Origin of the sequence: Proteus appendicitidis (assembly GCF_030271835.1) — a bacterium.
Classification (GTDB): domain Bacteria; phylum Pseudomonadota; class Gammaproteobacteria; order Enterobacterales; family Enterobacteriaceae; genus Proteus; species Proteus appendicitidis.
On record NZ_CP127389.1, the window covers coordinates 3,906,266 to 3,927,006 of the forward strand.

Sequence of the window (20,741 nt, forward strand, 5' to 3'; positions counted from 1 at the left end):
TTCCTTACAGTAAGTTAATGGCATCACCTGCCACTTTCACTTGGATACCTTGAGTCAATGCTTGGGCAACGAATGCTTTTAGCACAAACGCCAATTTATCTTCATCAACATAAGCCACAGTAATGTGGTTACTTTGATGTCCCGCCATAAGGTCATCACGAGTTACGCCATCTAACGTACAGTTTAATAATGGCCATTCGTAGTTAGTTGCTCTACGGCGACGTTCAAATTCTGCTTCAGGTAATTCTACCGCCACACCCGTACCGATATGCATAATCACATCAGTGCCTTCATAGTGTGCACGACCCCATAACAAGCGCCCTGCCTTACCTTGACCTGCGATAGTTGAACCTCCTTTAGGGAAGAACATCGGAGGCTGGCGATAACCTGTTGCACCTTTTAGCCCACCTTTGAGGTGTTCAAAAGGAACAGAGCCTGAAATTTCCATATCCCAGTAGAATGTTCCTTCATACTCACTACCCCAACGAATATCATGCAGTGTGGTTTCAGCAGGTAATCCTAATGATGTTAATAAACGCCATAACATCGTTTGAGGAATAGCCGTACCCATATCCACTTCGTTGATACAAGGAATTGGCGTGTTAGGGCAGATTATCTCGCCGTTTTCATCTGGCAGAGGGAAGCGCGCGGTTGAACCAATCGCCCCTTCAGCAAAATCAGACGCAGGGCAACAATCTTTTAAGCCCTGCTGATATTGCACACCCACCGCAGTTAAACCAAAACGTTTTACGAAACGCGCCATTGCAATCATCATGGCGCACTGCTCCATCACTTGTTCACGAGTGAGTTCAGTTTTGTCATCTTGACCAAACATAAACGTCATCCCGTTATCTTCGTACCACTGTAAACATGCCTCTCTTAATTCTGTCGGTACTTTAGCCATTTCGACCAGTAACGCAGATTGAGAAAGGGATTCAATTGGCATACCAATATTGATCATGGCCTGTTGTGGGAAGACCCCGTTAATCATTCCCATACAGAATGTATCGAACAAACCTATTATTTCTTTATTTTTAATTATGTATTCGCCGACTTTACGACCCACTTCGCCGGCTTCTGTCGCCATTACCCAGTGTGTTGGCGCAATATCTGTAAGATAGTTAAGCTTATGATTTACATAACCATATTTTAACCAAGTAGCTAAACCATCTACAAAGAATTCATCATCAAACGCTTCTGACCATAAACGTGAATAATTTTTACCTAAACTGGTCATCGTACCCGCTAAACACAACATGCCCACCAGACCCGGCCATGTACCATCAAAGTTAGCCAGCAGTAAAATAGGGCCACGATGGTGTGCTAAAGAAGAGGCAATATGGTGTGAATATTGCCATGCAGTTAATAACACAATCACTGGTGCATCAGGATCGATTGCAGCAAACATATCGCAACCTTCGCGCTGACTGCTGATAAAACCATGACCGCGAGCTTCATTAATCTCATGAGCGCGCTTCATTTTGTAACCTAGAGCTTCTAATGCTACAGCCAGTTTATCCTCAAATTTTTTCTGTACAGGCCAGCATGTTACGTTTGCAGGCTCTCGTAAATCTGCGTTGGTAACCATCAGGATCTCTTTTTGACCTGCGGTGATGGTTGTCGGTAATTTTGGTAGATTTAAGTTCAACATAAGATATCCCTGGTAAGGTAAACTCGGTTCATAATCGGAAAAATTAGTAGTCAGCAATCTGACATCATTTCGTTATAACGTTGCTGATCTTGATACATCTGCAAATAAACTTGATATTTAGCCTGATGGAAGGCAAACGTGCTGCTATCTGGCGTGATAATGCCACCTTCTCGCACCATTGCGCTGGCAGCGCTAGAGAAATCATCAAAGGCTTTACATGCTACGGCACCTAATAATGCAGCCCCTAAATTCACCGCATCTTCTTCTTGTGCTAAATGGATTTCACGACCTGTCGCATTGGCGTATTCGCGTAGCCACAATGGATTTTTCGTTGCACCACCACACATCACAATACGATTGATTTGATGTCCCGCATCTTCAAGTGTGTCGATAATATGGCGTGTGCCATAAGCAATAGATTGCAGTGTCGCAAGGTAATAACGCGCTAAGGCAACACGGCCACTTTCCAGCGTTAATCCGCTTACCATGCCTTTGGCTGCGGGATTGGCGCGCGGAGAGCGATTACCATGGTGATCAGCTAACACATGAAACTGTGCGGTTGGATATTGTTCTGTTTCTTCCAATTCAGCGACAGCTTCATTTAATAAGGCGTAGTAATTCACCCCTTTTTCATTCGCTTCTTGTTCTAATTCAGCCCATGATTCATGACGACGAATAGACCACTCGACTAACGCACCCGCAGCACTTTGACCGCCTTCATTTAGCCATAATTCAGGTAACATCGCGCCAAAGTAAGGTCCCCAAACACCCGGCACCATAATGGGATATTGACTTACGATCATATGGCAATTAGACGTACCACTGATAATTGCCAAACTGCCTTCAGGTTGTGATGCCGTTAATGCCAAGCCACCCGCATGTGCGTCAATAATGCCAGAAGCAACAATGACACCTGTGTGCAAGCCAAACGCGTTGGCAACCGACTCATCTAAGCAACCGGCTTGTTCACCTAACGCAAGGATGGTTTGTGGTACTTTTTCTAATAATTCATCCAAACCGACATCGGCTAACAAACTCTCACTAAATTGTCCCTGATGTGCTAAATAGTTCCATTTACAGGTTAATGTACAGGTACTTGCTACATCTCCTGATGTTGCTTTCCAAACTAAAAAATCAGCTAAATCAAAGAATCGCCATACGTTTTGATAACGCTCTGGATAATGATTTTTTAGCCATAGAATTTTTGGCAACTCCATTTCAATACTCACTTCACCACCGACATATCGCAGTGAAGGATCATTGGTCAGATTGATGGTGACTGTTTCTTGTACAGCACGGTGATCCATCCACATGATGATATCTTGCTCCGCTTTACCACTTGGTGAAACAGAAAGCCCTTTACCGTCTTTACCCACTGCAACTAAAGAACAAGTGGCATCAAAACCAATAGATTTCACATGGATAGGATCAATAGCAGATAACGCCACCGACTCTTTTACAGTAGTGCAAACTTGCTGCCAAATATCGGTAGATGATTGCTCAACGAAATCCGTTTTTGGACGAAATTGAGCAATAGGGCGGACAGAAAAGCCCAAACGCTTTCCATTGCTATCAAATACCGCTGCACGGACACTGGCTGAGCCAACATCAACGCCAATAAAATATTGTTGTTCCATGCGAACCCTCATCATTTGCTAACGCTATGCTAATTTTTGCTACGTCGAGTTAGCAAGTTAATTCGAGCATGACGAAAAAACAATCACAATAAGATTGGTTTGTGATGCAGATCTACATAGATAACTTAATGTTATGATTTTATTGATAATTTATTTATTTGGCTTTATGCGTTATTGATATGATGTACTGAATCGATTATGTTCGTTATAAAACTAACGAACATTTAATTAATAAAATAAGTAAAAGCACTTATAAAAATAGGATTATTTCGACAATAAATACCCTTTGATAAAAAGATATCTCGCTAATAATGAGAGATATTATTCAAAAAATAATTAAATAAAGAAAAACAATAATATTCCTATTGCTATAACGCTCTATTACTTTATTTTTAATAAGTTAATTTAAATTTATATATTCTTTTTTGGAGCATTTAATTATGTTGAAAAATATTACTATTAGTCTTTCCCTACTTCTTATTTCCTCTTGTGCCTTCTCAGCAACATTAGCTGAAAAAGAATTACAACAAAAATTTGAAGATAATATTCAATCTCGTGTTGTCGATTTAAATAAAAGCTGTGATACCAATATAAAGGTGGCTTTTGATTGGTCGGCATTTACTGCTGATGATTTAAAAACAACAGGTGTTGATAGTTATTGTAGCGAAGGATTAAAAGGCGTAATTAATACTTGTGAAAGCTCGAAAATAGCACAAGAAACGGTAAAAGAAAAAATACAGAATATTACCTGCTCTAAAGCAACACCTCGTCGTGTTGAACTCAAAGATGGCACGCTAAACTTTGGTATTGATTTCAATGCTGCAAACGATGCAAAAGCAGTTCAAGAACATTTAATGAATAATCTTTAATTTTTGCCAATAAAAAGCAGCAATATTTTATTGCTGTTTTTTATTACCACTTATTGATTAAATAACGGATTGAATTAATTTTTTTGAATAATCCTGCGTGACTTTACCTAGGTTATTTATCTCACACAATTCAATATTTTTACCTTGTAAAAAGAACATCACTTTATCGCAGAAATAAGCCACCGTTTGAATATCATGACTAATAAAAAGATAAGAGAGTGTAAATTCTTCTTTTAACTGTTTTAATAAATCTAATATTTGAACTTGAGTGGGAATATCTAAAGAGCTAAGCGCTTCGTCTAATACAATAAGCTTTGGATAAGAGGCTAATGCGCGGCATAAACATACTCTTTGAGCCTGCCCTCCAGAAAGCTCAAATATATAACGTGTATAACAGCTTCTAGGTAATTCTACTTTATCTAAAAAAGCAAAAATAAGTGTTTTCAATGCTTGAGTGCTAATACTTGGATTAACGATTTTAATCGGCTCCGCAATAATTTCGCTGACCGTTAATGTCGGATTAACCGAGGTCATATAATCTTGAAAAACAATACTGATTATACCTTGGCGATGAAGCCGTTTGGTAACAGGCTTCTTATTTAAAAAAATAGCCCCGCTATCAGGTAACTCTAATCCACAAATTAAACGCGCTAAGGTACTTTTACCACTGCCACTTTCACCCACTAAACCAAAAGCTTCACTCGAATGAATATTAAAAGAGAGTGAGTCGATAACCTTCACTTTTTCACCAAATAGTGTGTTATTTTTTTGAGTATAATACTTACTGATATTCTCAACGTTTAATAACATAAACCCTCTTTTATTATGCTGATATTAATCCATTTTTTGATTAATCAATTGCTCGAAACGTAATGAAAGCTGTTGGCGTGCCTTAATTAAATAACGTGTATATTCTTGTGTTGGATGCGATAAAACGGTTATTTTCTCGCCACATTCAACCATTTTTCCTTTTTGCATCACTAATATATCGTCAGCAATTTTATTGACTATCCCTAAGTCATGAGAAATAAAAATCAGTGTTGAATGATGAGTCGTGACGATATGCTGTAGCAGTTTTAAAATATCTTGGCGAAGAGGTGCATCAAGTGCCGTTGTCGGTTCATCTGCAATTAATAATTTCGGTGATAAGGCAAGTGCAATCGCAATCATCACACGTTGTAATTGCCCACCACTTAATTGGTGAGGAAATTTTTGCATAACAGATTGAAATTGATCAGGAAACACATGAGATAATGCCAGCTCAGTTTCTTCTATGGCGCGCTTTTTAGAATAGGAAAAATGGTAGATTAACGTTTGGCAAAATTGCTTTCCTATTCTCATCAGAGGATCAAAAGCACTCATGCCATTTTGCACAATCACACCTAAAGATGTCCCCAATAAAGCTCTACGTTGAGAAAGCGTCTCATGACCGATTTTCTTCCCATTCAAAAAAATCTCCCCTGACATGGCTAATTGTTCAGGTAACAATCCCATAATGGCTTTACTAATCAAACTTTTGCCACTGCCGCTTTCGCCTACAATCGCTAATGTACGCCCTTGCTTTATCGAGAAAGAGATATCATCAACCAGTTTTTTTCCGCTTTCTTGATGAGTAATAGAAACACGCTCAAGCGTCAGTAAGTTGTTCATGCTTTTCTCCTACTGACTGACGATTATCTGGATCAAACACATCACGTAAGAAATCGCCCCAAAAATTAAATGCAGTAACAACAATCGTGATAGCAATCCCAGCGGGTAACATTTGTTCTGGATGTAATACCATGACATTTTTTGCTTCACTAAGCATATTTCCCCATTCTGGCGTTGGTGGTTGTACACCTAACCCTAAAAAAGAGAGTGCCGAGATCATTAAAATAACACTACCAATATCCGTTGATGCTAAAACAATAGTTTCAGCAAAGGTGACGGGTAATAAATGACGCCGTAAAATATGACGAGAAGGAGCGCCAATGACCTGCGCGTATGCAATGTAATTACGATGGGAATATTGGCGAACAACCCCTCTGATCATTCTGGCGTACCATGCCCATTTCACTAAAATAACGGCAATTAAGATATTACCAATACCCGGTCCCATTATTCCCACTAGCGCTAAGATCATAATTTCTGCGGGAAATGACAAAACCACATCACATAAACGCATAATTAATGTATCTGTCTTGCCATGGAAAAATCCGGCTAACATTCCCATTAACCAACCAACCATTAATGTCACACTCATGGCTAATAAGGCATAAAATACCGTCGTTCTTATACCAAACAATAACCTTGAAAAGATACAGCGCCCTAAATTATCCGTACCTAACGGGTAATCAAAGCTTATGGGTTTAAATTTCAAACGTATCGAAGTTAATGTGGGATCATGCGGTGCCAACCAAGGGGCGAATATTCCGGCAATAACTACAATCATCATCACCAATAAACACAGTTGGGCGCTTTTATCTTTTCCGAGTCGTTGCCAAAAAAGCCGCCACATCATTATCTCCTTAACCGTGGATCAGCCATCATTTGAATGACGTCCATCAGAAAATTAAAAAAGAGAAATAACAGTGACATCAATAAAATATAAGCTTGTATCATCGGATAATCACGACCAAATATAGCACTGATACATAGTCGCCCTATTCCCGGCCAAGCAAAAATATTCTCAATCACTACCGTACCCGCAATAAGCTTCGGAATACTCATCCCCAATGCCGTTAAACTGGAATACAGCGAATTACGTAAAATATGACGACGTAAAATAAGATTATCGGGTAATCCACGCGTTTTGGCATAAAAGACATAAGGCTGATGCCATTGATTTAACATCGCACCGCGTAATAGCCGTAAATAAGTACCGATATACCCTAAAGAGAGCGCCAGAGCAGGCAAAATAACAGACTGAGGCGACAACATTCCGCTGACAGGCAACCAATCTAAATAAATAGCGACGCCCCAAATTAATAGCAATCCTAACCAATAATTAGGAATAGCCGTTAAAATAAACACGATGAAACGGATACATTTATCTGCAACACTTTGAGGTTTAGCCACGCACCATAATGCTAAAGGAAGTGTCAGAATAATAATAAAGAATAGCGCGGTAGAGGCCAGCCAAAGTGTTGGCGGTAATGCCCGTAACATCTCTTGAATAACAGGGGTTCTTGTAAGAAAAGAAGTACCAAAATCGAGTTGTAAACCTGCCATTAACCACAAAAAGTAACGCGTAAAAAAAGGCTTATCTAACCCTAATTCATGGCGCATACCTTCAATAGCTTCGGGTGTTGGTACTATTTCATTGACGCGTAGTGCGACTTCCGCAGGATCAGACGGCGCTAATTCCAACAGAATAAAGGCAATAAATGAAATGATCAGCGCCAGTGGAAATATCGCCAGCACTCTCCAAAATATATAACGTAGCATAAGATTTGGTCAGTGAAGCACGTTGATAATACGTGCCTCACTTATTTTGGTTACTCTTATTGATGCATTAATTAAGGCTTAAAGCGCATCTTTTCAAACGGTATTTCATATTGTGATGGATTAAAGCCTACGTTTTCTAATTCACTACGATGAATTGCCTTAGTGCGTGAATAAGTTAACGGAATATACACAGCTTGCGCCGCTAATGAGGTAAACAAGGTTTTATAGAGTTCCTGACGACGTGCTTCATTAGGGGTAATTAATAACTCGCCAATCATGGCATCCAATTGGGCTTTATTTGCCAACCCTTTTTGCCCTTGGTAATCTGCGTGAGCCGGTATTCTAAAGGATGAAACAAAAGAAGCTGGATCGTAAGGTGTTCCCCATGAGAGTGAATATTGTAAATCAAAATCACCATTTTTTTGTCTATCTAAATAGGCTTGTTTTTCTTCGCCTAAAATTGTTAAACCGACACCAATCTTTTTAAAGTCATCTTGAATAAGCTCGGCTATCTCTTTCTCGACGGCATTATTCACATTATAAGAGAGCAATAACTGTAATTTCTCACCTTGTTTCTCGCGGATAGCCTGACCTTTTGGTAATACCCAGCCCTCGGCTTCTAATAACTCAATTGCTTTTGTTGGTTGATAAGCATAAGTTGGGGAAGCAAAATCACAGTAAGGCACACTGCGCGCCATTAAAGTATCAGCAACTTTTTCACTACCCGCTAAAATACCTTGTGCAATCCCTTCTTTATCAACCGCATATTGTAATGCTTGGCGAACTTTTTGGCTGGATGTCATTGCACGGCTACTATTAAGCACAATCGCACGAGAAGCGATCGGTGCGCTCATTTCAGTTTTGAATTTATCTGACGCCATAAGAGCTTCAAATGAATCCATATCTAACATGTCGCCATCTGCACCAAAAATAAGCTGAATATCCCCTTTTTGTAGAGAAAGTAACATGGTTTGTCTATCGGGGATCACTCGCCACATCACACCATTTAATACGGGCTTCTCTCCCCAATAATTTGGATTAACTTTAAACTGAGCATATTGGTCTTTTTTATGCTCAGTTAATACCCAAGGCCCCGTACCAATATAGTTGGCAACACCCGTTTTGGTTTTGCCATTAATAAAAGAATTTGGCGAAATAAAGCGGAATGGGCGAGTTAAACCTAATTCGGTTAATGTTGGGTAATAAGGATTTTTTAGATTTAATTTAACCGTGAATTCATCAACAATTTCAACGTTATCAATCTGACGAACTAACTCTAACCACGCATGGCGTTCATAGTTGTCTAGCACCGCTTCAATATTTAATTTTACTGCTTTAGCATTAAAGGGTTCGCCATCGCTAAAAGTCACATCATGACGTAAAAAGAAAGTGTAGTTCTTTCCATCAGGAGAAATATCCCAACGCTCCGCTAAATAAGGTGCAACACCTTTTTCGGTATTTAATACAAGGGATTCAAATACCATGTTTTGAGCCGCCATCTCACCAGAGTAGAGATGCGGGTTAATATCACGAATGTCTTTTGTACTGGCATAATCCAACATATTATTACTTTTATCTGCTAATGCGGGGAAAGCACATGCAAGTGTTAATAATAAGGTTGGAAACACTGAAAATAAGGGCTTCACGTTATTCTCCTTTAATCATCTATTCTTTGTTTTTGTGCGTGGATCATAAACATGGGTGTTGAACCATAATTGATTTTTTCTTCTTCGTTCCACACAAAATCACCAATCTGAGTATCTATCATATATCGACTAAAACCGACTTCTAACAAGGTATTAATATCCCATTGTGGGCGTTTAATTTGACTTAACGGTAATTGGCGAGCAATTCGTTCCATCTCTTTGGTATCTGTATTGACGTAGTGATCTTCAACTTGTTTTTCAGCCGAACGCTCTCTATCGGCCACAAAACCTTGCCAGTAGTTTTCATCAAAAAGATGTAAATACCAATTAGCATCAAAATTAATCAAACTACCGCCCGGTTTTAATACACGAAACCACTCCGAATACGCTTGTTCAGGTGCCTTTAAATTCCATGTCACGTTGCGACTAACCACTAAATCGAATTGTTCACTGGCAAAAGGTAATTGGTGTACATCACCACGAATAAATTGAATATTTGCCTGATGTGTTTGCGCATTGTGTTTAGCTTCCAGCAACATACCCTGCGTTGCATCAATCGCGGTGACATCATGACCCGATAACGCTAATAAAATGGCAAAAAAACCTGGCCCCGTACCAATATCAAGCACTTTTAAGGTTTCACCTTCTTTGATATGCCCTAATAACAGATGACGCCATTTCTGTTGTTTTTCGCTCAGCAATTCCTGTTGATTAGACTCACTATAACTTTCAGCTCTGATATTCCAGTAGCGCGTTACATCATTAAGTAATTGGTTATTATTTATTTTATTTGTCATCAGAAACCTGCTGTTATATCAACGTAAAGAGAGGAATAAATTCCTCTAAAAGCGAATGATTTGGCTATTTTTTAGTGTGGGTAACATACCTTGTAACGCCTTGCTGCTCTATGTGCTATATCAATATTCACCAGTACTCAATAAGGATGAACTGCCAATTTGCGATCTTTATCTTTAACATAAATGCGCATCCTAATGGGAGTGAAGATAAATAAGCAAATGGATTATTTTCCCTGTTAAAATAGAGAAATAAATTGAGCGAATTTAGAAATAAAATTTAAATTTGTCTTATATTAAAAAAACGAGCGCTTTAATTTCACCTTTTTTATAAAACCGTTATAGTCAATAATATTGCTATCTTAAATTGCTTTCTTTAAACGAATATAGCCGTCACATAAGGCTCTCTAAAATATGAATCGAATCTCACGATTAACGGCTGATATTACCCGCGCCGATTTTGCTTTAACCCATCAACAGCAATTACTCCAATTGCTGACTCAACACTTTCCGACTAAGTATCGCTCTCTATTTGCGACGCCAGAGAAAAAGTCGGATGACGTGGTTGAATGGTATTCGCCTGTTTCTGGTAATCCTGTCGCTTTAACATCGTTACAAGGGCAAGAGCAGCAAGAAATAAGACGTATTTTAGATGAACGCCTTAACGATATTAAAACGCAAACGGCGCTATTAGCATCGCAAAATAGAATTACGGATGAAGAGCGCCATATTTTAGATACGGCATCCACGCTACCTGATAGTGAAAGTGTCTATATTATTAATGGGCAACCCGTTATTACTTGGTGGCCACGCACAACACCATTACCACCCCCTATTGCACAAGTTACCGCAGGTGCAAGTGCCGCGGCTGCGGGTGCCGCACTTGCCAATATACCCGCCAAAACACGTAACCGCTGGCTACGTTGGTTATTACTACTGTTATTCTTACTGTTTTTGATCTTATTGGCATCTTGGCTGAAAGGCTGTTTTGATCCGAAAGCATTTCCTCCTGTGGTTGAAGAGAAACCAGCCGTTGTCATACCGCCACAACCAGAGCCTGTTCCGGAGCCAGAGCCAATCCCTGAACCCGCGCCAGAACCTGAACCAGAGCCTGAACCTGTACCAGAACCCACTCCAGTACCTGAGCCAGAGCCAGCACCTAAGCCTGTGCCAGTGAAAAAACTCACTCCATTAGAAGCTTGTGTACAAGATGAAGTGAAAAAAACGGGTGTGACAGAGAAAACGGCAAATGCGACTTGTGAAAACCGCTTAGCAAACAAAATTAAGCAAATGTGCCCTGCCGATCGCCCTGCGGAACTTGCGCCTCAAGTGATCCTCATCTTTGATGCTTCCGGCTCTATGGCGCTGAGCATGAGTTTAACAGAAAGTGATTTAGACTATATCGCTTCAACTGGACAACTTTTCCCAGGTTATGATGCCGAACCTCGACGGATCACAACAGCAAGAAACGCAGCAATAAAAATCATTAATAACATTCCGTCAGATATGAAAATTACCACCGTTGTGGCATCTGACTGTGGTGTGGTGAAATCCAGCCCTGCTTATGGCGGTAATGAAAGATCAAAATTACTCAGTTACATTAAGCGTATTGAGCCAGATAGTGGCACACCATTAGCCGAATCTATTAAACGTGCAGGTAATTTAATTAAAGGCAATAATCGTGACACTATTATTGTGTTGTTATCAGACGGTTTAGAGTCTTGCGATCAAGATCCTTGTGCGGCAGCCAGAACCTTAAAACGCGCTCATCCTCGTGCCGTCATTAATGTGGTGGATATTTTAGGTACAGGCGCAGGTAACTGTGTGGCGAATGCAACTGGCGGTCAAGTCTTCACCGCGCGTAATGCGAATGAAGTCAGTTTAATGACTCGAAAAGCGATTGAAGATTATATTCCAAAGAACTGTAAATAATGATTGATTACTGTTTCTAATATTTAACTCACCCTCTTTGGTTTAACATTGAGGGTGAATTTTTTTCACGTATCACGCGCATTTTATTATTATATTGAAGTTGACAAGCGCTATATCTTATCTATTTAAGACCATTCTTTAATTAGGTGATTTTTTTCTTTTCTTATTCTCTGCATTATTCAGAATAAACCTATTTTGTGATTATTATCACAACAACCAGACGATCATTAATAGTCTGCCCTTTTATATTTTGTCTTTTTTTTCTTCTATTTCATTATTTTTTAATGTAAAACTCAATATCTCGGTGATTTAATCCATATATTTAAGAAAATATAGCGCAACCTGTAACATCATTATTTAATTATCCTAATCATCACCTTAATATTCCCTCTTTCACTCAAGAAAAATAAAAAAACCTTTAATAATAATCAGTTAATTAACCCGAAATAATCCGCTAGATAGACACCCAATTTCTGATAATATAAAATGTATATTAATTTTATATCTTTATTTTTAGCCTTAAAGCCTATTTACGGATAAGCCAACTTACCCATAGATAATCTTGCCTAGCGGAATGATCGTCGTGAATAAAGCATTCTTACGAAGTGGTAAATTAGAAAATTACCTCCCTATGGGAGAAAATGGACAGGCTGTTTATATCTCTGCCCTGCAACTGCGTGAAACTCTGCGTTTAAGAGGAAAGGCACATATTTCTCAATGTCTTGCGATCCCTCAACCCAATGAAACGGGTGAGCGCATTGACTGGTATTCACCAATTGACGGCTCTGTTATTCCTTGGTCTGCGGCTTCAGAAGAAGAGCGCACCGCCGCTTATACTCTACTGAAACAAAATCAAGATGACTTAATCGCCTTTAGCGAAAAAGAACAGCAAAGGGCTGGAAATAAAGAGAGTCAGCTTTTTGGCGCACTGCTCAGTAAAACTATCCAATTTCCTGACGAAAACCATATTTTTATTGTTGATGGGCAGCCAATTATTACCTTTTGGGGCTTTGTCAGCGCTAATCAACAACTGAGAGTTGACCCTGTTGCTTGCTTAAAACCAGCTGTCGCGCCAATCGCACCAACATCAACAGTGGTTCCACCAGCACAAGAAAAAGTCATCATTACTGAGACTAAACGTCCTTGGTGGCGTTTCTTATGGTGGCTGTTACCTTTATTATTACTGCTACTCGCTATTTTCTTCTTAAGAGGCTGTTTCTCAACGCCAGCGTTACCTACGGTCGATATTAAAACGCCAGATATTGAAGCGCCTAAATTACCCGATCCGACACTTGAAAAGCCGAAAGTTCCCACAGTAGTAACCAACGGTCACACCGTCGGTGTGCCAACAGGCACCATTCACACAGGAACATTAGGCACTGTGGATGCGAATGGAAATGTGATTAATGGCACTGACGGTAACGGTGCGGTGGTTGATCCTAATACGGGCTTACCTGTAGTTGATCCTCAAACAGACAATAACCAAGGTGCCTTACCTAAAGGAACATTACCTGAAAATGCACAACAGCCGGATGTACCACCGGTTGATCCTGCTGCACAAAATGAGCAACCGAAAACAGATAACAACCCAAATACAGGGAATGAGAACAACACGCCTAACCCTCCTGTTGATCCCAATGCCCCACCCGATGTCACACCGCCTACAACAGCGGATAACACAACACCACTGACTATTCCTGCGAATGCATTAGCGAATGGCTCCACTCAATTCCTAAATGGTCAATGGAAAGCTGGGGCGGGAATTCAAGACCAAAAAACAGGTAAACCACTGAGCCTGAATTACCAACTAGATAATGGTAAAGGACAAGTCGTAATGACACGCAGTGATGGCGTGACCTGCAAAGCGCCTGTCAACGCAGCCGTTAATCAAGGTGGATTAAATATTAATAACCAAGGTCAGGCTCTGTGTAGTGATGGTTCAAACTATTTGATGCCAAATATTATTTGCCAGCCAGGAAGCCAAAATATTGCTGATTGCCAAGGGAAATATGAAAACAGTCAGCCATTCCCATTATCAATGAAGCGGGAGAATAACTAATTCATGTTAGCGCCACTGACCGATTATAAAGACAAAATTACCCTTATCCGAGACAGTAATATTCAGTTTCTGGATTTCGGTTTTAAGCTACCACAGCGCAAAGAGTACGGTGAGTTTGTTAAAAAAGGCGAAAACGGCCCGTTAATGCGACTCATCTATAATGAAAGAGACGATAACTATCTTTATCCTGCACCTAAAAATCAGCCTCAAACACCAAGAGAAGCTGAATTTAGTTTCTCCCTTGAAGAGTCATTAACACTATTAAATGACACATGGCTGCCAGTGCCATTTTTCCGTTTTAATCCACCACGCGCATTCTCTCAAGGCCCTGATAACTGGGTAAGAATGATGTTCCATCAACTGCCAGAGCCAGATGAAGATGGGCATACACACCGCGTTGTTGTGGCATTTGATACTCGTATTGAGCCAAATCGCACCAATACCGCGTATCTGGCACCAAACGAAGAAGATGTTCGCTCTGGTGTTGCTTTTGCGCTGGCCTATTTAGGTTATGAAGTTGAGAACTTCCTTGAAACACCGTGGATTGATGGTTGGTTAAAGGAAGTCTTTAGCGAAAGAGCGCTGGCTGTCACCAAAATGTACCATGATGAACTTGAAGATGCGCTCAAAGAGTTTCAACATCAGGCACATTATCTCAATTTACTTAATATTTTAGGTGAGAAACTACACTTACCTGAAATCAAAATTAACGAAACTAAACCACAAGAGCCAGCGATTGAAGTTGATCTTATTCTTGATGTGGGTAACTCACGCACTTGTGGGATCTTAATTGAAGATCACATCAATGATAACAAAGGGTTAACGCAACTCTATGAAATGACTCTGCGTGATCTCAGCCACCCTTATCAAATCTATAATGAGCCATTTGAAAGCCGTGTTGAATTTGCACAAGCTGAATTTGGTAAACAAGATTTTTCAGTTAATAGCGGTCGTAACAATGCCTTTATGTGGCCCACGATTGGTCGCGTTGGTCCTGAAGCCAATCGCATGGCAGCACAACGCTTAGGTACTGAAGGCTCTACGGGTATTTCCAGCCCTAAACGCTATTTATGGGATGACTCGCCGTATTCTCCGGGTTGGCGCTTTAGTCGCTCTTTTGGTCAAACAGACAGAGAGCCACTGGCGACCGCGGTTCCGATGACATACCTTCTAAACGATCACGGTGAACCGTTATTCCGTTTAGAGCCTGACGATCGCATGCCAGTATTTACGCCAAACTATACTCGCAGTTCATTAATGACCATGATGTTAACCGAAGTGTTAGCACAGGCATTAACACAAATGAACAGCCCAGCTCAACGCCTTAAAATGAGTCACGCAAGTGCGCCTCGTCAATTGCGTAATATCATTTTAACGATCCCACCCGCGATGCCAAAACCCGAGCGCGCTATTTTTGAAACGTGCATGGAAAACGCATTAGGGCTAATTTGGAAAGCAATGAATTGGGATCCCACAGACGAAAAACTGCGTTTTGATGGTAAAGATGAACAATGTCGTATACCGATGCCAAACATCCATGTGAAATGGGATGAAGCCACTTGCGGTCAGTTAGTTTATCTCTATAACGAAACACAAATTAAATTTGGTGAGCGTACTGAAGCCTTTTTTGCCAGCCAAGTGCGTGAAGATAACCGCGCATTAACGGGTGATAGCACGTTAAAGATTGCCTCCATTGATATTGGTGGTGGAACAACCGATCTCGTTATCACACGCTATAAATTGGATACGGGTACAGGCAGCAACGTCAAAATTATTCCAACACAGTTATTCCGTGAAGGATTCAAAATTGCGGGTGATGATATTTTATTAGATATCATCCAGATTTGCGTATTGCCAGCATTACGCACCGCATTAACGGATGCGGGTATTTCTGATGCCGATGCGCTGATGTCTTCTCTTTTTGGGAGTGAAGGTTTAGATGCAGGGCAACAAGTGTTGCGCCAACAGCTTACCTTACAAATTTTTAATCCAATTGGATTGAAGATTTTAAGCCAATACGAAAACTACGATCCCTTAGTTCCTCATGAAGGCATTAACAGTACTTTTGGTGAATTACTTAACGTTCTACCGACAGAACATGTACGTCGTTATATTGATGACGCAACCAATAAAGAGCTAGGTGGTGGCGACAGCTTCTCCATTTTAAATGTGCCGGTGCAAATTAACTTTGCGCAATTACATGCTGAATTTATTTCGGGTGAACGTATTAATATTACGCGTAGTTTAAAAGCGCTGTGTGAAGTGCTTTATTACTACTCCTGTGATGTTTTACTACTGACGGGGCGCCCTTCTCGTTTACCGGGTATTCAAGCGCTATTAAAAGTATTACAGCCTGTACCGCCTTCTCGTATTCTGCCATTACACGGTTACAAAACAGGGGGTTGGTATCCATTCAACAAAAAAGGTCGTATTGACGATCCAAAATCAACTGCGGCAGTTGGTGCGATGTTGTGTTTAATGGCTGAAAATGCACGTTTGCTTAACTTCTATTTCTCGACAGGTAACTTTAAAACTTACTCAACAGTACGTTATTTAGGGATGTTGGATAACAACAACACGATTTCCGATAATGACGTTTACTACCGTGATATTCAGGATAAATTTGAACCTGATCCTGATACCTATTTTGAAGTCAGAGGCGGAATACGCTTAGGTTTCCGTCAATTGGATAATGCCCGTTGGCCTGCATCTCCACTTTATACTTTACGCATTAAAAATCCGAAATTGGCACAGCAACTTAGCCAAGAAGACAGCGTATTGCATATCAAACTTGGAGAAGAAAGAGGGGCTTCTGGCCATAATGATGACAATAAATCTGAAAAACTACGTATTGAAGAAATGGAACTTATTAATGGCAAAGGTGGCGTTAATAAGAACGGTTTAAGCTTCAAACTCAATACGTTAGCAGATAGTGGTATTGGTGAAACATCCTATTGGCTGGATAGCGGGAGTGTATTAGGTAAATGAATATGATGGATGAAAAACAGTTAACAGCCAAATGGGATGCCATTTATCAAGGTGCAGATAAAGCCATTGATTGGATAACTGCCGTAAGAGGTAATGCACCGCGTTTAAATACCGAAGCCGATAGCCTTATCTATCGTCTGCGCCGTAGCCGTAATATGGCAAAAAATCTCAGTTTAGCGACACAGCGACCAATGTCTGTCGGCTTTTTTGGGCTATCACAGGCAGGAAAATCATACCTGATTTCAGCACTTGCCGCAGGGCAAGAAGGTCGATTAAGAACAAACATGTCAGGCAAAACCCTTGATTTTATCGACCATATCAACCCACCGGGCGGCGGTAAAGAAGCCACGGGATTAGTGACTCGCTTTAGTCGCAATGCCACAAAAGGTACGCAAGAGTTTCCTGTCGAGCTGCATCTTTTTAGCGAAATTGAGATTGTTAAAATTCTCGCCAATGCTTACCTGTATGACTTTAATCAGGAAAAAATTGAATTTGAGTTAGATGACGAAAAAATTTCTCGTTTAATCAATTCATTAAGCACACAACGCAGTGCAACACCTGTTGCGGGGATTACTCATGATGATGTTGTTTCATTATGGGATTATCTGCAACGCCATGCGGAAAAAAGCCAGAAAAAACTGGCGACAACCTATTGGCCTAAAGCGATTGAATTAGCGCCTTATCTCAGCATTGCGCAACGCGCTAAACTTTTTTCTGTTTTATGGGGTGATATTGCAGAGCTGACATCCGCTTATCAGCGTTTTAGTAGCACACTCGCTTCTTTAGGTAATGCATCTCTTGTTTTGGCTCCGCTCTCTTCTTTAGTCAAAGAGCAAGACGGCGTGTTAGTACAAGAAGACAGTATTATGAACGTGGATATGTTAGAGCGTCTTAATACTGCCAATGATAGCCAGATCAGCATTTGCCCTGTTCATGGTGATCGTATTGACGCCCCTGTTACCCTTTCGTTAGCAGAATTAACTGCGCTGACAGTCGAATTAGTCGTCCCGTTATTAGATGCACCAAGTAAAGCCCTGTTTGAACACGTTGAACTGCTCGATTTTCCGGGCTATCGCGGGCGTTTAGGGGTCGAAACCATGGCGGACGTACGTCGTCAAGTCAACGATGACAGTGCTAATCCGCTGGCACAGCTTATTCTTCGGGGTAAAGTTGCCTATCTGTTTGAGCGTTATACTGATAACCAAGAGATGAATGTGCTGGTGGTATGTACCGCATCAAACAAACAATCAGATGTGAAAGAAGTCGGTGCAGTCCTCACAGAATGGATCAATAACACGCAAGGTAAAGATGCATTAACGCGCGCTAAACGCCCTTCTGGCTTAATTTGGGCAATGACCATGTTTGATATGCGTATTACCAACTCTTTAACCATGAATGAAGCGTTATTACGCCAATCATGGGGTAAGGGTGGCATGATCAAAATGGCCATGTTAGAGCGCTTTGGCCAATATGAATGGATGTCCTCAGATTGGATCAATGGCGAAGCCTTTAATAACACCTTCTTAGTGCGTAAACCGGGTGTACCTACCCCGTTTATTCAAATCAGTAATGGCAAAGAGACTGTCTTAAACGAGGACAGTGTTTCACAGCTACATCTGATGAAAAAAACGTTTACTGAAGACGAAACTGTCCAACGCTATATTCGAGAGCCAGACCAAGCATGGGATGCTATGTTGTCGCTTAACGATGGCGGTATGCAGCGCCTTGCGGATTATCTTGAAACTGTCGCCTTAAAATCACTGAAACTTGAACGTATCAGCGAACAACTGCAAGAAATTCAACGCGATTTAATCGGTCATCATCTTGAAAAGTGGTATCAATCAGGCGGTGAAGAAGAGCTTCAAGTCAAACGTCGTAACGCAGCCACTATTTTACGCTTTATGCAAAGTCGCCCTTATTTACAAGGTGCTTTACTGGAGCACCTATTGCCTTCGCGCAAATCACTCTACGACCTGTATATGCAAGAAAAAGAGGTTATCGATACGCTTTCAGATAACAAAAAAGCGACTCAAGCCCCTGTTTCTGCTTTTGCGGCTATAGAGCAACCGACTTTTGATCTCTTTAGCGATGCACCAATTTCTCTAGTGCCTGAAGAAGATGAAGCTCCTAAAGGTCACGGCAATGAGGTGACCTATCCTAAAAAAGTGATGGCATTATGGATAAATCATCTGCGTAGCCTGCCTGATAACAGTACCTTGTTAACCTATTTAGGCATTGACCAAGAAATTATGGTGCTGTTAGTCGATGAACTTATCACGGCAATTAATCGCCTTGGTGTTGAACAACGCATGTTGAAAACCCTTGCTGGCACCGAAGCCATTGCTCGTCGTGATGACTTAGCCGAACAGCAATCATCTCGTATTTATAATGTACTGGGTGATTTTATTACTTGGTTTAATTTCAAGGATAACGGTGTTGAGAAGCCAGATAGCAAAATCAATGTCGGTCATAAAATCTTTGAAAAACCCGATAACACGAGCGTGCAATGGGGTGATGATGAGCGTTTAGTCCGCTTACCTACCAACCCTGTTAACTACACTCTTTTATTTGTGATTGATTGGCTTATCGCCTTATCAGCGATTATTACTGAGAATGCGGGGCATTCTGCGGGAAGAGAGATCAGTGCTGAACAAAACGCACTATTAGGCCAAATAATTCAAACCATGAAATCATCCGTCGTGGAGTCATAATTCGTGTTTAATCCAGAATTAAAACCCGTACAACCTGCTCGTCCTGGCTTTGCGGTATTAAGTATTCGTAATTGGGAAGGTGACGCTTCCCCTGTTTATTTAAGCATTCAGCGTAACCAAGATCGCTATTTCTTAAATGATAAAGGGGAATGGGTAGGTAATGCCTTTTTCCACCAGCTTTCACTAGAAGATGCTGATGACGGTTATCAAATCGTTCTTGATAAAACGTTGGTTGATCCCCTTGTTAGCAACTTACAAATGGCGTATCAATTTACGTTAAAAGACGATAATGAAACACAAGATATCGGGCGATTACGTATTCGTGATGGCGTATTAGCCTCACAAGCACAAGGTCAAAGTGAAGCATTAAAATCAACGGCGACATTAGATAATCAGCCTGTTCCGCCTGCACCTATTGTTGAAGAAACACCACCAGAGCCAGAACCCGAACCTATCAAAACTGATGCTGAAGAGCCTGAGTCGATTATCCCTGCAATCAAAGTAGATGAACCGCCACAGCGACCAACTCCACCCGCGCCGAAAAAATCAAAAATTGGCTTAATTTTAGCCATTATTTTGATCTTAATTTTAGCGGGTATCTTAACATGGTTCTTCTTACTAAGAGGCAATCCTGCAGGCGAGCCGGCACCACAACCAACACCTGAACCCGCCACTCCAAGTGTATGCAGTGTTGAAAACATGAAATCGGATACTGCATTAGCCTTTGTGCAAAATTGCATACAGAGCCAACCAGATAGCAAAACTATCCTTGCAACGATTGAACAAGCAAAACAGAACAATCAATGTGATGTTGCTCAGCGTTTATATGCTTATAAAGCCCAATCAGGTGATGTTGATATCGCACTGAATTACGCTCGTGAATACGATCCAGAAACCGCATCAGCACAAGGCTGCTTTAGTGCAGACAAAGAAACCGCCATTTATTGGTACGAAGCGGTTCTAAATCATGACTCACAAAACAGTGACGCCAAAGCGCGTCTTGAAGCTTTGAAAAAATAGGAAAGTCG

General features: G+C 40.8%; 14 protein-coding genes. 6 read left to right on the forward strand and 8 right to left on the reverse strand.

Annotated features, from left to right (window positions below; all coding sequences use genetic code 11):
- Nucleotides 1-4: 4 nt before the first annotated feature.
- Nucleotides 5-1,651 (reverse strand): signal transduction protein, encoded by a 1,647-nt coding sequence (locus tag QQS39_RS17840; protein ID WP_285805085.1) that lies wholly within the window; start codon nt 1,649-1,651, stop codon nt 5-7.
- Nucleotides 1,652-1,701: 50 nt separating this feature from the next.
- Nucleotides 1,702-3,288, reverse strand: a complete 1,587-nt coding sequence (locus QQS39_RS17845) for an FGGY-family carbohydrate kinase (RefSeq protein WP_151436400.1) — start codon at nt 3,286-3,288, stop codon at nt 1,702-1,704.
- Nucleotides 3,289-3,728: 440 nt separating this feature from the next.
- On the opposite strand from QQS39_RS17845, the gene QQS39_RS17850 reads away from it, so the two are divergent.
- Nucleotides 3,729-4,157 (forward strand): hypothetical protein, encoded by a 429-nt coding sequence (locus QQS39_RS17850; RefSeq protein ID WP_196734993.1) that lies wholly within the window; start codon nt 3,729-3,731, stop codon nt 4,155-4,157.
- 57 nt (nt 4,158-4,214) lie between these two features.
- On the opposite strand, the gene QQS39_RS17855 is transcribed toward QQS39_RS17850, so the two are convergent.
- The 6 genes from QQS39_RS17855 to QQS39_RS17880 all read right to left on the reverse strand — a co-directional run bounded on the left by QQS39_RS17855 (nt 4,215) and on the right by QQS39_RS17880 (nt 10,026).
- Nucleotides 4,215-4,967 (reverse strand): ABC transporter ATP-binding protein, encoded by a 753-nt coding sequence (locus QQS39_RS17855; RefSeq protein ID WP_285805086.1) that lies wholly within the window; start codon nt 4,965-4,967, stop codon nt 4,215-4,217.
- Between the two features lie 24 nt (nt 4,968-4,991).
- Nucleotides 4,992-5,807 carry an ABC transporter ATP-binding protein gene (locus QQS39_RS17860; protein WP_285805087.1) on the reverse strand — a complete coding sequence of 272 codons (816 nt, stop codon included), beginning with the start codon at nt 5,805-5,807 and terminating at the stop codon, nt 4,992-4,994.
- The gene (opp1C, locus tag QQS39_RS17865; RefSeq protein WP_285805909.1) at nt 5,785-6,654 is read right to left on the reverse strand and encodes a nickel/cobalt ABC transporter permease; all 870 of its coding nucleotides are present in this window, start codon (nt 6,652-6,654) and stop codon (nt 5,785-5,787) included. Before opp1C ends, QQS39_RS17860 begins: the two co-directional genes overlap by 23 nt.
- Nucleotides 6,655-6,656: 2 nt before the next feature.
- Nucleotides 6,657-7,583, reverse strand: a complete 927-nt coding sequence (opp1B, locus tag QQS39_RS17870; RefSeq protein ID WP_285805088.1) for a nickel/cobalt ABC transporter permease — start codon at nt 7,581-7,583, stop codon at nt 6,657-6,659.
- Nucleotides 7,584-7,654: 71 nt separating this feature from the next.
- Nucleotides 7,655-9,229, reverse strand: a complete 1,575-nt coding sequence (gene nikA, locus QQS39_RS17875; RefSeq protein ID WP_285805089.1) for a nickel ABC transporter substrate-binding protein — start codon at nt 9,227-9,229, stop codon at nt 7,655-7,657.
- An 11-nt stretch (nt 9,230-9,240) separates the two neighbouring features.
- Nucleotides 9,241-10,026 (reverse strand): class I SAM-dependent methyltransferase, encoded by a 786-nt coding sequence (locus tag QQS39_RS17880; RefSeq protein ID WP_285805090.1) that lies wholly within the window; start codon nt 10,024-10,026, stop codon nt 9,241-9,243.
- Between the two features lie 411 nt (nt 10,027-10,437).
- On the opposite strand from QQS39_RS17880, the gene QQS39_RS17885 reads away from it, so the two are divergent.
- From QQS39_RS17885 to QQS39_RS17905, 5 genes are all read left to right on the forward strand, one after another.
- Nucleotides 10,438-11,955, forward strand: coding sequence for a vWA domain-containing protein (locus QQS39_RS17885; RefSeq protein WP_285805091.1), 1,518 nt, complete (start codon nt 10,438-10,440; stop codon nt 11,953-11,955).
- A gap of 583 nt (nt 11,956-12,538) precedes the next feature.
- The gene (locus tag QQS39_RS17890; RefSeq protein WP_432711546.1) at nt 12,539-14,014 is read left to right on the forward strand and encodes an SrfA family protein; all 1,476 of its coding nucleotides are present in this window, start codon (nt 12,539-12,541) and stop codon (nt 14,012-14,014) included.
- A 3-nt stretch (nt 14,015-14,017) separates the two neighbouring features.
- Nucleotides 14,018-17,002, forward strand: coding sequence for a virulence factor SrfB (locus QQS39_RS17895; protein WP_151436409.1), 2,985 nt, complete (start codon nt 14,018-14,020; stop codon nt 17,000-17,002).
- Nucleotides 17,003-17,004: 2 nt separating this feature from the next.
- Nucleotides 17,005-19,713: a putative virulence factor gene (locus QQS39_RS17900; RefSeq protein ID WP_265576116.1), complete on the forward strand. Its 2,709-nt coding sequence runs from the start codon at nt 17,005-17,007 to the stop codon at nt 19,711-19,713.
- 3 nt (nt 19,714-19,716) lie between these two features.
- Entirely contained in the window at nt 19,717-20,733 is a 1,017-nt protein-coding gene (locus QQS39_RS17905; RefSeq protein ID WP_285805093.1) for a hypothetical protein, read from the forward strand.
- Nucleotides 20,734-20,741 lie beyond the last annotated feature (8 nt).

Bases quoted from the DNA above. Each gene is read 5' to 3' on its own strand.
- QQS39_RS17885 (WP_285805091.1), top strand. From the start codon at position 10,438: ATGAATCGAATCTCACGATTAACGGCTGATATTACCCGCGCCGATTTT.
- QQS39_RS17850 (WP_196734993.1), top strand. From the start codon at position 3,729: ATGTTGAAAAATATTACTATTAGTCTTTCCCTACTTCTTATTTCCTCT.
- QQS39_RS17845 (WP_151436400.1), bottom strand. From the start codon at position 3,288: ATGGAACAACAATATTTTATTGGCGTTGATGTTGGCTCAGCCAGTGTC.
- QQS39_RS17860 (WP_285805087.1), bottom strand. From the start codon at position 5,807: ATGAACAACTTACTGACGCTTGAGCGTGTTTCTATTACTCATCAAGAA.
- opp1C (WP_285805909.1), bottom strand. From the start codon at position 6,654: ATGTGGCGGCTTTTTTGGCAACGACTCGGAAAAGATAAAAGCGCCCAA.
- opp1B (WP_285805088.1), bottom strand. From the start codon at position 7,583: ATGCTACGTTATATATTTTGGAGAGTGCTGGCGATATTTCCACTGGCG.
- QQS39_RS17840 (WP_285805085.1), bottom strand. From the start codon at position 1,651: ATGTTGAACTTAAATCTACCAAAATTACCGACAACCATCACCGCAGGT.
- QQS39_RS17900 (WP_265576116.1), top strand. From the start codon at position 17,005: ATGATGGATGAAAAACAGTTAACAGCCAAATGGGATGCCATTTATCAA.
- QQS39_RS17895 (WP_151436409.1), top strand. From the start codon at position 14,018: ATGTTAGCGCCACTGACCGATTATAAAGACAAAATTACCCTTATCCGA.
- QQS39_RS17880 (WP_285805090.1), bottom strand. From the start codon at position 10,026: ATGACAAATAAAATAAATAATAACCAATTACTTAATGATGTAACGCGC.
- QQS39_RS17855 (WP_285805086.1), bottom strand. From the start codon at position 4,967: ATGTTATTAAACGTTGAGAATATCAGTAAGTATTATACTCAAAAAAAT.